Origin of the sequence: Mycetocola sp., assembly GCF_025464835.1 — a bacterium.
In the GTDB taxonomy this organism is placed as follows: Bacteria; Actinomycetota; Actinomycetes; order Actinomycetales; family Microbacteriaceae; genus Mycetocola_A.
Genome location: NZ_JAODMP010000008.1, coordinates 12,617 through 25,375 on the forward strand (window position 1 = coordinate 12,617; position 12,759 = coordinate 25,375).

The 12,759-nt window shown below is 65.4% G+C and carries 11 protein-coding genes and 2 tRNA genes; 4 read left to right on the forward strand and 9 right to left on the reverse strand.

From position 1 onward, the window contains the following. The first annotated feature begins 213 nt into the window (after window positions 1-213). Complete coding sequence (locus JWP90_RS01080) at window positions 214-1,311, forward strand: VIT1/CCC1 transporter family protein (RefSeq protein ID WP_297358689.1); 1,098 nt, start codon at window positions 214-216, stop codon at window positions 1,309-1,311. An 83-nt stretch (window positions 1,312-1,394) separates the two neighbouring features. Here JWP90_RS01080 and JWP90_RS01085 read toward each other — a convergent pair whose 3' ends face one another. Next, window positions 1,395-2,162, reverse strand: coding sequence for a LysR family substrate-binding domain-containing protein (locus JWP90_RS01085; protein WP_297358691.1), 768 nt, complete (start codon window positions 2,160-2,162; stop codon window positions 1,395-1,397). A 105-nt stretch (window positions 2,163-2,267) separates the two neighbouring features. Here JWP90_RS01085 and JWP90_RS01090 point away from each other — a divergent pair, with 105 nt between their 5' ends. After that, window positions 2,268-2,711 carry a DUF5997 family protein gene (locus JWP90_RS01090; RefSeq protein WP_297358693.1) on the forward strand — a complete coding sequence of 148 codons (444 nt, stop codon included), beginning with the start codon at window positions 2,268-2,270 and terminating at the stop codon, window positions 2,709-2,711. A 200-nt stretch (window positions 2,712-2,911) separates the two neighbouring features. Here the strand turns inward: JWP90_RS01090 and JWP90_RS01095 are convergent, their stop codons facing one another. The 7 genes from JWP90_RS01095 to serS all read right to left on the reverse strand — a co-directional run bounded on the left by JWP90_RS01095 (window position 2,912) and on the right by serS (window position 8,904). Beyond that, on the reverse strand, window positions 2,912-3,616 hold the full coding sequence (locus JWP90_RS01095) for a DedA family protein (protein WP_297358695.1): 705 nt from the start codon (window positions 3,614-3,616) through the stop codon (window positions 2,912-2,914). 267 nt (window positions 3,617-3,883) lie between these two features. Next, a tRNA-Ser gene (locus tag JWP90_RS01100) sits at window positions 3,884-3,972 on the reverse strand. A gap of 71 nt (window positions 3,973-4,043) precedes the next feature. Further along, window positions 4,044-5,300 carry an LCP family protein gene (locus tag JWP90_RS01105; RefSeq protein WP_297358697.1) on the reverse strand — a complete coding sequence of 419 codons (1,257 nt, stop codon included), beginning with the start codon at window positions 5,298-5,300 and terminating at the stop codon, window positions 4,044-4,046. A gap of 50 nt (window positions 5,301-5,350) precedes the next feature. Then, window positions 5,351-6,619, reverse strand: a complete 1,269-nt coding sequence (locus JWP90_RS01110; protein ID WP_297358699.1) for an LCP family protein — start codon at window positions 6,617-6,619, stop codon at window positions 5,351-5,353. 39 nt (window positions 6,620-6,658) lie between these two features. Beyond that, a tRNA-Ser gene (locus tag JWP90_RS01115) sits at window positions 6,659-6,743 on the reverse strand. 98 nt (window positions 6,744-6,841) lie between these two features. Further along, window positions 6,842-7,642: an HAD family hydrolase gene (locus tag JWP90_RS01120; RefSeq protein ID WP_297358701.1), complete on the reverse strand. Its 801-nt coding sequence runs from the start codon at window positions 7,640-7,642 to the stop codon at window positions 6,842-6,844. Then, entirely contained in the window at window positions 7,639-8,904 is a 1,266-nt protein-coding gene (gene serS / locus JWP90_RS01125) for a serine--tRNA ligase (protein ID WP_297358702.1), read from the reverse strand. Before serS ends, JWP90_RS01120 begins: the two co-directional genes overlap by 4 nt. A gap of 37 nt (window positions 8,905-8,941) precedes the next feature. Between serS and JWP90_RS01130 the strand changes: the two genes are divergently transcribed. Continuing rightward, on the forward strand, window positions 8,942-9,913 hold the full coding sequence (locus tag JWP90_RS01130; RefSeq protein ID WP_297358703.1) for a diacylglycerol kinase family protein: 972 nt from the start codon (window positions 8,942-8,944) through the stop codon (window positions 9,911-9,913). 576 nt (window positions 9,914-10,489) lie between these two features. Continuing rightward, a complete protein-coding gene (locus JWP90_RS01135) occupies window positions 10,490-11,146 on the forward strand; it encodes a hypothetical protein (RefSeq protein WP_297358705.1) in 657 nt (218 codons plus the stop codon). Between the two features lie 193 nt (window positions 11,147-11,339). On the opposite strand, the gene gdhA is transcribed toward JWP90_RS01135, so the two are convergent. Next, window positions 11,340-12,695, reverse strand: coding sequence for an NADP-specific glutamate dehydrogenase (gene gdhA / locus JWP90_RS01140; RefSeq protein WP_297358707.1), 1,356 nt, complete (start codon window positions 12,693-12,695; stop codon window positions 11,340-11,342). Between the last annotated feature and the right edge of the window lie 64 nt (window positions 12,696-12,759).

A 12,759-nucleotide genomic window follows, 5' to 3' on the forward strand; every position in this document is an offset into this window, starting at 1 on the left:
CGACCTGGGATAGGATGAAAAGCAGCGAAGGGGAGTAGTTCCCACCGCCGGTTCAATCCAGGAACGGCGACGCGGTCTGTCGACACACTGGTCTTTTCGACCCGGCAGCCCACCCGCAGAAGCGGGCGAGCGAGACCTTCGGCCACATATCCACGATGGCCGAAGTCTCGAAAATTCTTGAGGATCTTCGGCCCACCGCAGCAGGAGTTCCCCGTGACCGAATCCCCCGCCACTCGCACACCCAGCGCCGCCGAGATCAAACGCTGGCGCCGGTATCTCGCCGACGAACGTGCCGAAGCATCCGTCTACGGTGAGCTCGCCAGCCGCCGGACTGGTGAGGAACGTGCCATCCTGCTCGGGCTTGTCGACGCCGAACGGCGGCACGAGGCCCACTGGATCCAGCTGCTCGGCGAACACGCCAACGACCCCACGCGCACCGCCCTCCGCACCCGCCTCCTCGCTTTCCTGGCCAGGCGGTTCGGCTCTGTCTTCGTTCTTGCCCTCATGCAGCGCACCGAATCGCGCTCACCCTACGAAGCGGATGTCGACGCCACCGACGCAATGGCGGCCGACGAGAGACTGCACGAAGAGATCGTGCGAGGCCTCGCCGCCAGGGGGCGCAACAGCATGTCCGGCATGTTCCGCGCAGCGGTGTTCGGCGCGAACGACGGACTGGTGTCGAACCTGGCCCTCGTGCTGGGCATGGCCGCGACCGGTGTTGGCAACGGCGTGGTGCTTGCCGCCGGGATGGCCGGGCTCCTCGCCGGGGCATTATCGATGGGAGCAGGCGAGTTCGTCTCCGTGCGGTCCCAGCGCGAACTGCTCGAGTCGACCGCCCCTGACCCTGCCGCCCGAAGCGTCCTCCCCCAGCTCGACGTGGACGCCAACGAGCTTCAGCTGGTCTACCGTGTCCGAGGCATGGCACCGCAACAGGCAGCTGAACATGCCCGCGAAGTTCTCAACGGCCTCGACTGCGCCCACGTGAACATCAACACCGGGAGCATCCCCGCGCAGAAGAACGAACACGAAGAGATCGGCTCGGCACGCGGCGCTGCTGTCTCCAGCTTCCTGTTCTTCGCGTCGGGCGCGATCATCCCCGTGCTTCCTTACCTGTTCGGCCTGAGCGGCCTCGCGGCCGTCGCCGTGGCATCCGTTCTCGTCGGAATCGCGCTGCTCATGACCGGCGCCGTCGTCGGGGTGCTCTCGGGCGCTTCACCGCTCAAGCGTGCACTGCGCCAACTCGGCATCGGCTACGGCGCCGCGGCGGTCACGTACCTGCTCGGACTGATCTTCGGCACGACCGTCGCCTAACGAGAGTCGGCTTCATCGTGCGCAAACGGAGCTGATCGGCCGGTTCCGAGGTCGATTCCCGCCCGCCGCTCCGCGAGGAACGACTAGGAGCGGCCTCGACCCCGGTTGCGGCCCTTGCCGAGCTTCTTCGGTGCCCGGTGCGGGCGAGGCGTGAACGGCTTCGCCTTCTCCTTGGGCTTCGGTTTACGCTCCTTGGCCGGCGCTTTCTCGGGCTCCTCCTGCGGCGCGCGGGAACTGCGGGCGGTCCGTCCGCGGACCACGCCGATGAACTCCTCGACGTCTGCAGTGGTGTTCTCCTCGAGCCAGGTGAGCGCGATCTGTGACTCAGCGACATCCGTCACCTGGATGGCGACAACATCCTTACGGGCGTACAGTCGGGCCACCGATTGCGGAACGATCAGGATGCCCACCCCAGCGGCGACGAGCTCCGCGGCGTCATCACCGGTGCGGATGCTCGGAAGCGACCGTCGGGTCCCCTCGCGAATCTCGTCGGCGACGTCGCGCCACTCAGGCACGGACTCCGGCTCCTGCAGCAGGTGTTCCCCGGCAAGATCCGCGACCGAGACGGATTCCGCCTGCGACAGCTCGTGCTCCTTCGGCAGCATCACGACAGGGGTTTCCCGGTAGAGCGGGATCACGCTCAGTCCGTCGTCGTCGATCGGCAGCCGCACAAAGCTGACCTCCGCCGTGCCGGCGTGCAGCACCCGAACCTGATCCTCCTCCTGTGTCGGGGCGAAGCCAAGCGGCAGGTCCGGGCGGCGTTCTGCCCATACCTTCGACCATTTCGCCAGCGTCACACCGGGCACGAAGGCCACGGTGAAGAGGCGGTCAGGCGTCGATTCGGCGTCCATGGTGCCTCCTTCATGCCGCTCGGTAACGAGAACGGTCGTCTCACAGGGTATTACGGATGCCGCCATCCGCGTGTTGCACAACGCCCCACCGGTTACGCTTGCGGTATGGCTTCCAACAAGACCCCCCAAACCATGAAGCCGGAGACGGCAGCGAAAAAGCTCAACGTCTACCTGCCCGCAACGCCCGAAGAGTTCCAGAACGAGCCGGTGACGCGAGAACAGCTCAACGAGCTCCTCGCCTCGCCGCCGGAGTGGCTCGTGGAACTGCGCAAGAACGGACCGCACCCACGTCAGGAGGTTGCGCGCAAGCTCGGCATCTCCGTATCCGGTCTCGCCCGCTCCGAGATGGCGGATGCCGCCCTGACGACAGCAGAAATCACGGCGCTTCTCGAGGGTCCCCCGGCCTGGCTTGTGGCTGAGCGCGCCACGCACGCCGCGGTGATGACCGAGAACACCCGCATCAACGAACGCAACGCCGGCCTTCGCGTGCTCGCGGAAGAAAAGGCCCGCAAAGAGCAGAAGCAGCGCGAGCGCGAGCGACAGGAGTAGCTCAGGCGACGAGAGAACGGCCCGCGAAACCAGCGCTCCGCGGGCCGCTTTGCTGCCGCCCGCTCACCCGGTCCGGACGAAAACTACCCCCGGCACACCGCGAGATCCGGTCCGAAGTGCCGCGTCTGCCTGTTCCTGCGGATGCGCCCGCTGTCTCCTCCGCTGCGTGGAACGACGCAGCCGGCCCAGGTGGCTCCGGGTTATCCCACGCTCTCGAGTTCGCGCTCACGGCGGCGTGCCCGGTGCCGCAGAACGGCGCGCACCAGCCACCAGCCGGCGAGCAGAGCGGCACCAGCGACGACGACGTATTTGAGCACGTCGGCGTACTGCAGAACCGCGCCCCAGTTCTCGCCGAGGAGGAACCCGGCGATCACGAAGATGCTGTTCCAGATGAGGGAGCCGGCCGCGGTGAGCAGCCCGAAGACGACCATGTTCATTTTCTCGATTCCGGCGGGAACGGAGATGAGGCTGCGGAAGATGGGCAGCATCCGCCCGAAGAAGACCGCTTTCTTGCCGTGTCGGCCGAACCAGGCGATCGTCTTGAGAATGTCATCGGGGTCGACGAACGGGATTCGGGCGGCGAGCCAGACGGTGCGATCGTGGCCGAGCCACCGGCCAAGGCCGTAGAGAACGAAGGCTCCGACGACGGATCCGAGCGTTGTCCAGATGATGGCCTCGGCGATGGTGAAAGAGCCCTGGCTGGCGGTGAATCCGGCCAGCGGCAGGATGACTTCGCTGGGGATGGGCGGGAACACATTCTCGAGGAAGACGATGAGGCCCGCGCCGATCGGTCCGAGCGCTTCCATGACCTGGATCGCCCACTGGGCGATGCCGTCGGCGATGCCAGCCGAGGTCGCGTCCGCTGAGGCGGCGACGAGGGAGTCGGTACGGGATAGCAAAGGCATGGACGTTGTCTCCACAGTGGTTGGGACTGCGGCAACGGCAACTCCGACGATGCCAGGACGGACGCCGTCAGTCTGCCATACCGACTCGGGTCTTGCCTGAGAATCCTGCCGCATCCACCCGCAGCACCGGCGAGATCATCGCCGAGCACACCATCAATACTGACTAGAACTACCAAGCCAAGAAATGACGAAAACCCCCTCCCGAAGGAGAGGGTTTTCAAGAATGTCTCGACACATCTCTCAACGATGTCCCGACACATCACAGGGCGGAGACGGCGGGATTTGAACCCGCGGTCCCCTTACGAGGACTCCACCTTAGCAGGGTGGTGCACTAGGCCGAACTATGCGACGTCTCCATGCGCGACCGACTGGCGGATGCACGGGCTCAATCATAACCGGCAAATCGCCAGCGACCGAATTGAGTCGATCAGTTGGCCACCGAGCACGTCTCTTCGAGGGCGGTCTGCCCCTGGAGGCCGGCGATGACATCCGGCGTGGGAGCGGGAGTCGGCGTCGCGCTGGCAGTCCCGCCCGGTGTCGGCCGAGGTGTCGCGGGCGGGGCCGTTGGTGTTGTTGGGGCCGGCGCAGTCGGATTCTGCTCGACGCCGGTGCGCTCAGCACTTGGATCGGGCAGGAACGGCCGGTCATCCGCGATCCGTTCGAACAGCTGATCGGCGATGGCCTGCACCGGGATCACGCGGTTGGGATCATCCGGGTCGTACATCACCGGATACTGGATCAGATTGAGCTTGTCGAGGTCGATAGTCTGCAGAGTGCGCGCCATGGCCACCATTTGCGTGAGGTTGGCCAGCGACGTGGACAGGTTCACGTGCTTCGCTGCCACCTGTGCGAGTGAATAAAGCTTGGTCACATCCGTCAACGTGTCGTTGCTCTTGATCTTCCGCACCAGTGAAGAGATGTACTGCTGTTGATTGGCGATCCGGGAGAGGTCGCTGCCGTCGCCGACGCCGTGCCGGGTTCGAAGAAAAGCGAGTGCGGTGTCGCCGGAGATCACGCTGGTTCCAGCCGGAAGGTCAAGCGAAGACAGCGGGTCCCTGATCGGGGCGCTCAGGCACACCGGCACACCGCCGACGGCATTCGTCATGCTGACGACCGAAGCGAACGACATCTGCGCTGCGTATTCGATGTCGAGGCCGGTGAGGTCCGAGATGGTGGCGACCGCGCAGGCGAGACCGCCGCGTTCGAAAGCCGTATTCAGCTGCGGGGCGCTCCGAGCTTCGTGGACCTCACCGGTTTTCGGGTCGGTGCACGCCGGCTGCGGAATGATGAGGTCGCGGGGGAAGCTGACGACAACCGCCGAGGAGTGGTCCTCGGCGACATGCAGCAGCATGTTGACGTCGTTGAGGGTGGACGCCCGCTCACCGAACGCTGCACCCTGCTCGGGGTCATTGTCTGCACCGATGACGAGAAGGTTGAATCCGCCCTCGAAGGCATCGATGTCCGGTACCACCGGCTGGGGGCTGGCGCCGGGGCGGCCGATATCGACGGCGTTGGAGTTCACCTTCGAGGTCAGGTCCCAGACCACCCAGGCGGCGACGGATGCTCCGCTCAGGAGCACGACCGCCAGCATGATTGCGAGGCCGCGAAGCACCGCTGGAACCGCACCCTGGCGCGGCAGGCGGCCATGCTTGATCACCGCCCCAGCTGGTCTCGACCTGCTCACAGAGCAACTCTAGAGCGCGGATCCCGCCACGTGATCCCCCCGGAAAGGTATTACTGGTTGCCCTTGGAGCAGGTGTAATCGCCGGCGGTCTGGCCCTGCACGGATTTGTCGAGGACAACGCCTGGTTCGCTTGCCTCGGCCGTCGGTGGAGTGGTTCCGTTCGGCGCTGGAGTGGTCGGCGGCGTCGGGGCGGGGGTCTCCTTGACGGGCGCGTTCGGGTCGATCACCGAACCGGGACCGGTCTCGCCGCTGAGCGAAAGCGGTTCGTCGGCAGCGAGGGCGTCGAACAGTTCCTCAGCCGGGCCCTTCAGCGGAAGCACGCCTTCATAGCCATTGATGTCGCCGTACTCGGTCGGGTACTGGGCGAAGACCACCTGGTCGAGTGGGATGTCCTTGAGCGCCATCGCGATGGACACCATCGTGTTGATGTTCGACAGGCTCGTCGACAGCGTCATGTTGCTCGCTGCCGCCTTTGCGATGCCGAAGAGTTTCGACGGGTCGGTCAGCGTCTCGCTGCTCTTGAGCGTGCGCACGAGCGACGAGAGAAAGACCTGCTGGTTGCTGATCCGACCGAGGTCGGAGCCGTCACCGACGCCGTGGCGGGTGCGCAGGAACTGCAATGCGTCCATGCCCTGGAGGGTGTGGGTGCCGGCGTCGAGATACGTCTGCGTGTAATCGTCTTCGATCGGTTCTGCGACACAGACGTCAACGCCGCCGACGGCGTTCGAGAGCTCGATGACACCGTTGAACTGCACTTCCGCGGCGAACGGAATGCTCAAGCCTGTGAGCTTTTCGACGGTGAGCACGGTGCAGGCGAGGCCGCCGTAGGAGAGCGTCGTATTGATCTTCTGGGCGGCCATAGCGCCGTATGTGCCACCGTCTTCCTTCGGGCAGGACGGGATCGGCACGAACATGTCGCGGGGGAAGCTCACGACCGTCGCCGACGAGTGGTCCTCCGAGATGTGCAGGAGCATTGTCACGTCATTGAGAACGGCGGTTTCCTTCGCGACGTCGCCGAAAACGGCATCCTGCCCCTGCCTGCTGTCGCTGCCGACAAGAAGCAGATTCACGCCGCCTTCGATGGCGTCGATGTCCGGCGCGCTGGCCCCGGGGGTCTCATTGGCAAGGGCGACCGGCGGAGCGACGCTCGACGCGATGTCCCACACCGCGTACGCGGCGATGGCCGAACCGCTGACCAGAACGACGGCGAGCACTGCTGAGATGAACCTGGCGATGACTCCCGCTGTGGTCGAAGTGCGGAGCCGCCCGTGCCGCGCGGTCGAGGAGGAAAGCCGGGAGCGGCGGACGGGTTCGCTCACGCTGGCTCCTTTCGCGACAGGCGGATGTGGAATTGAGAGCGGAGGGCGTGGGATTCGAACCCACGAGACATTTCTGCCCACCAGTTTTCAAGACTGGCTCCATCGGCCGCTCGGACAGCCCTCCATGCATACTGTCGAGGAAACAGCAGACAACGCTCGATTGTAGCCGATGGGGACCGGGCCAGACTGACAGGAACGCCTGACAGGGGGCTGAATGGCCGGTCAGAGCGAGCGGAGAACCGCCACAACACCGTCTTCGTCGATATTGCCGGTGACTTCGGTTGCCACGGCCTTAACTTCGTCAGGCGCCTGCCCCATCGCGATCGCGCGGCCCCCTCGGCGGGCCCACTCGAACATCTCGATGTCGTTGCGTCCGTCGCCGACAGCGACGATCCGGTCTCGGGGCACGTCAAGCCATTCACGCACCCGTTCCAGCGCAGTCGACTTGTTGACGCCGAGCGGTGCAATGTCAAGCCATGCGGTCCAGCCGATGGCGTAGGTGACGGAATGCAGGCCCATTTTCTCGACGATCTCGAGGAAGTCCACCTCGTCATGTTCGGGCGAAACGACGACGACCCTGGTGACCGGTTCGGACAGCAGGTGCTCGAACTCCACCTCCTCGGCGTTCTCCAGATTCCAGTCGGTCATGCCCTGGGTGTACCGCCGGTAGCCGCTCGGGTACTCGACCATGTACCGGCCGTCGGCGAGGTGTGAGCGGATCCGTGTCAGCACCTCACGCGGGTTGAAGGTCTCGATCAGATGCCGGCTGTACCCGGTCGGTTCGGCGTCGTCGCGGCGCATCACGAGGGCGCCGTTGGCGCAGACGACGTACTCGGGGGCGATATCGAGCTGCTGGAGCACGTGGTGCGTGGTCTCCCAGCTGCGCCCGGTCGCGAGCATGACGTGATGACCCTGAACGGATGCCGCCCGTGCGGCCTCGACGACGGCATCCGACATCGTCCCGTCCTCGTGCAGCAGCGTGCCGTCGATGTCGAGCGCGACGAGCAGCCCGTCGCCGGTCACAGCGGCGAGAGAACGTCGAGCCCGCCAAGGTAGGGGCGCAACGCCTCGGGGACGAGCACTGAACCGTCGGCCTGCTGATGCGTTTCGAGCAGGGCGACGAGCCAGCGCGTGGTGGCGAGCGTGCCGTTGAGGGTAGCGACAGGTGTTGTCTTGCCGTCCTCGCCCGCCCGGTAACGGATGTTCAGCCGTCTGGCCTGGTAGGTCGTGCAGTTGGAGGTGGAGGTGAGTTCGCGGTAGGCGTCCTGCGTCGGAACCCACGCCTCGACGTCGTACTTGCGGGCAGCGCTCGAGCCGAGGTCGCCCGCGGCGGTGTCGATGACACGGTAGCTGAGGCCGAGGGCTTGCAGCATGCCCTCCTGCCAGCCCAGCAGGCGGAGGTGTTCGGCCTCGGACTCCTCGGGCGTCGTGTAGACGAACATCTCCAGCTTGTTGAACTGGTGCACTCGGATGATGCCGCGGGTGTCGCGGCCGTATGAGCCGGCCTCGCGGCGGTAGCAGGTGGACCATCCCGCGTACCGGATCGGGGCATCCGCGACGTCGATGATCTCGTCGGCGTGGTACCCGGCGAGCGCAACCTCGCTCGTTCCGGTGAGGTAGAGGTCGTCTGCGGGCAGGTAGTAGACCTCGTCGGCGTGGGCGCCGAGGAATCCGGTTCCTGCCATGATCTCCGGCTTGACGAGCGTCGGTGTGATCAGCGGGATGAAACCCTCGGTGAGGGCGCGGTCGAGTGCCATGTTCATGATCGCCAGTTCGAGCCGCGCGCCAATGCCGCGGAGGTAGTAGAACCGGGAGCCGGAAACCTTGGTGCCGCGCTGCATGTCGATGGCCCCGAGGAGTTCGCCGAGTTCCAGGTGGTCCTTGGGCTCGAAGTCGAATGCGGGTTTCTGACCGACCTCGCGGAGGGTGATGAAGTCGTCTTCCCCGCCGGCGGGGACGCCGTCGAGGATGGGGTTCTGGATGGCGCCGACGATCTCGGTGAATCGCGTCTCGGCATCCGACACCTGCTGCTGCGCCTTCTTGACCCGGTCGGAGAGCCCCTTCACCTCCGCGACGAGGGCGGCCTTCTCTTCTTTCGGGGCTTTCGCAACGCGCTTGCCGAAGACGTTCTGCTCGGCGCGGAGCTCCTCGAAGGCGGTGATGGCGGCACGGCGGTCACGGTCGGCGTCGAGGGCCTGGTCGACGAGATCGACGGGCGATCGCCGAGCCTCCTGCGAACGCCTGATGAGGTCTGGATTTTCGCGGAGGAGCACTGGATCAATCACGCGAGCAAGTCTAACCGCGCAGGGTACGGTTGCAGGTATGAGCAAGTCCGGCACCAAGCGCGCGGCGGTCGTTTACAACCCCACCCGGGTCACCGCGGCGGCACTGCACTCTCTCATTGACCCCGCAGCGGCCGAGGCCGGCTGGGGCGACACGCTCTGGTACGAGACGACAATCGCGGACTCGGGCAAGAACCTGAGCCGCGAGGCGGTGCGGGCGGGGGCGGACATGGTCTTCGCCGCAGGCGGTGACGGGACGGTCCGTTCCGTGGCCGAGGGCCTCCGGGATTCCACCGCGGCGCTCGCCCTGCTCCCATCGGGAACCGCCAATCTCCTGGCGCGCAACCTCAACCTCCCGATCGGCAACGTGCCAGAGGCCGTCGCGATCGCTTTCACCGGGCGCACCCGTCACATCGACCTGGGCATCGCCACCCTCAGCCGGGTGGACGGCACCATCGAAGAGCACGGGTTCCTCGTGATGGCCGGTATGGGCATCGACGCCGACATCATGGCGAACACGAACGAAACCCTCAAGAGGACCGTCGGCTGGCTCGCCTACGTGGACGCCGGCATCCGCGTGATCCCGAATGCTGGCCCTTTCCGCATCCGTTACCAGCTCGACGACAAACCGAGCCACAGCGCCCATGTCTCCACGATCCTCTTCGGCAACTGCGGAACTCTCACCGGCGGGCTGGAGATGATGCCGGATGCGATCATCGACGACGGCCAGCTCGACGTCGCCGTGCTGCAGCCGAAGGGCACACTCGGGTGGATCGACATCTGGCGCAAGCTCCGCTGGGAGAACGGCGTCCTTCGCCGGTCGAGCATCGGTCGGCGGATCATCCGGGCGACCTCAGGGAACGCGTCGACGATCACCTACCTGCGCTCGAGCGGCATCACCGTGTCGCTCGACAAACCGCGCGACGTCGAACTGGACGGCGACGGGTTCGGGGTGATCTCCGGGGTGCGTTTCGCTGCGGATGCCGGAGCGCTTGCGGTCCGCGTGCGGTAGCGGCGCGCCCTCCCTCGCTGCGTTGCCCCGAACGGCTGACACCACCACTGCGTTGCCAAGAAAGGTCGCACTGCGGCCGAGAGTCGAGCCCAATCTGGCGATGCGATGCTTCTTAGCCACCCGCGCACCTGAGAACCCTCCACAGCCAGGCGCACCCCATCCTCCCTTTGCTGTGCCACAAGAGGTCCCAGCATTCGTTGCGATGCCACAAACGGTTACACATCGCCCGCAAACTACAGCCACATGCGGCAACGCAATGCTCAGCGCCCTCTGTGCTTCCTGTGGACAACGACATCGACGGATGCCGCTGTCAGGCATCCTCGAGCAGTGACGTTCCGAAAGCCTCTCCCGCTACCGCTCCCTACGGCGTTCTCGGTTGCCGATGCGTACGCGCGCGGTTTCACCAGAGGCCAGCTGCGCAATCGCTCTCTTGCCGCGCCTTTCCACGGCATCCGAACCAGTGCTTCGACGGCAAACGACTTCGAAGTGAACTGCCGTGCGCTGGCTACACGGATGCCACCCGGCGCGACCTTCAGTCATCGAACGGCGGCGCTGTTGCACGGAATGCCGCTTCCGATGAACAACGTCGACGGGCCGCTCGAGACGACGGTGCCAGTGCCGGGGCGAGCGATGCGCCGGCGCGGAGTGCTGGGACACCGCGCCTTGCTTCTCCCGGGCGACATCGAGTTCTCCAGGAACGTACCCGTCACCTCCGTCGAGCGCACATGGTGCGACCTGGCTGGGATTCTCCAGCTGCCCGACCTCGTTGCGGTCGCGGATTACCTGCTGTGGCATGAGACACCCAGGTCGACAGCCGGGCGGCTGGCAGAGGCGATCGAAACATACCCGTCGCGCGCCGGACGCCGGGTGCTGCGTCGAGCGCTCGACCTGAGTAGCGACCATTCCCGGTCACGTCCGGAGTCGCTCGTTCGCGTGGATCTCGCACTGAGCGGCCTGCCGACGCCTCAAGCGAACTACGAGCTCTATCTCACCGTCGCCCGGAGGACCGTTTATTTCGACCTCGCCTATCCAGAATACAAACTCGAACTCGAGTACCACGGCGACCAGCACCGCACGGATATCAGGCAATGGCGCAGCGACGTAAGGCGAGCCAACGACATCGGCGACGAAGGGTGGCAAACCTTACAATTCACCGCGGCTGATCTCACCAACCTGCCCGGGTTGCGAGGCCGGGTTGAGCGACGCCTGCGGTCTCTCGGCTGGAACGGCTAGCGGTCTCCCGCTGAGGCATCCCGCCGCTTCCGTACCGAAGCCGCGTCTGCGTTGCCAGAAACGGTTGCAGGTGATGTTGCTGTGCCGAAAACGGTTGCAGACTCCGCGAAAGTCGGACCGTTTTCGGCATACCAGCGAAAGTCGGACCGTTTTCGGCATACCAGCGAAACTCACCGCCCGTAGAAGCAGCGGACTAGATGACGCCCTGCGCAAGCATCGCGTCCGCAACCTTGACGAAGGCAGCGGTGTTCGCGCCGACGACGTAGTCCCCCGGGCTGCCGTACTTCTCGGCGGCCTCATACGCGGACGAGTGCACACCACGCATGATGAGGTGCAGGCGATCTTCGCTGTCGCTGAAGCTCCAACGCTGACGCGACGCATTCTGGCTCATCTCCAGGGCGCTCGTGGCGACGCCACCGGCGTTCGCCGCCTTCCCGGGGCCGAACAGCACACCAGACTGCTGGAACGCGTGAACCGCATCGGGGAAGCACGGCATGTTCGCGCCCTCGGCGACGGCTTCGACACCGTTCCGAATGAGGCTCTTCGCGTCCTCGAGCGTGAGTTCGTTCTGGGTCGCGCTCGGCAGGGCGATCTGGCCGGGAACATCCCAGACACTGCCGCCCGAGACGAACCGTGCGGAGCTGCGACGCTCGGCGTACTCCGAGATCCGAAGCCGATCAACCTCTTTGATCTGCTTGAGCAGGTCGAGGTCAATGCCCTTCTCGTCGACGATGTACCCGGAGGAGTCGGATGCTGTGATGGCACGACCACCGAGCTGGTGCACCTTCTCGATGGCGTAGGTGGCGACGTTGCCTGAACCGGAGACGATGGCGGTCTTGCCTTCGATCGACTGGCCCTTCGTCGCGAGCATCTCCTCGGTGAAGAAGACGGCACCGTAGCCGGTTGCCTCTGTGCGCACCTGCGCGCCGCCCCACCCTGTGCCCTTGCCGGTGAACATCCCGGACTCGTGACGGTTGGTGATCTTGCGGTACTGACCGAAGAGGTACCCGATCTCGCGCGCGCCGACGCCGATGTCGCCGGCGGGAACGTCGGTGTGCTCGCCGAGGTGCCTACCCAGCTCGTTCATGAAGCTCTGGCAGAAACGCATGATCTCTGCCTCGCTCTTGCCGTGCGGGTCGAAGTCGCTGCCGCCCTTGGCGCCACCGATGCCCTGCGCGGTGAGCGCGTTCTTGAAGATCTGCTCGAAGCCGAGGAACTTCATGATCGACAGGTTCACGGTCGGGTGGAACCGCAAGCCGCCCTTGTACGGACCGAGCGCAGAGTTGAATTGCACCCGAAAGCCACGGTTGACCCGCACACGGTTGTTGTCGTCGGTCCATGGGACCCGGAACATGATCTGGCGCTCCGGCTCGACCAGTCGCTCGAGGATGCCGGCTTCGCTGTACTCCGGGTGCTCAGCGAGCGCCGGCGCGATGGACTCCAGAACCTCGTGGAGTGCCTGGTGGAACTCCGGCTCCCCCGGATTGCGCGAAACAGCGGTTTCGTAAACGGTGTGAACGAGCTCGGACGGCGTGGACGATGAAGGCACTGGGGAACTTTCTAGGAGCGTGAATATCGCGAACGACGCTGAACGCAGGGAACGCGGGCACTCG

Coding starts and splice junctions, on each gene's coding strand:
- JWP90_RS01085 (WP_297358691.1), bottom strand. CDS start 2,162: ATGGACGCCGAATCGACGCCTGACCGCCTCTTCACCGTGGCCTTCGTG.
- JWP90_RS01090 (WP_297358693.1), top strand. CDS start 2,268: ATGGCTTCCAACAAGACCCCCCAAACCATGAAGCCGGAGACGGCAGCG.
- JWP90_RS01095 (WP_297358695.1), bottom strand. CDS start 3,616: ATGCCTTTGCTATCCCGTACCGACTCCCTCGTCGCCGCCTCAGCGGAC.
- JWP90_RS01130 (WP_297358703.1), top strand. CDS start 8,942: ATGAGCAAGTCCGGCACCAAGCGCGCGGCGGTCGTTTACAACCCCACC.
- JWP90_RS01135 (WP_297358705.1), top strand. CDS start 10,490: ATGAACAACGTCGACGGGCCGCTCGAGACGACGGTGCCAGTGCCGGGG.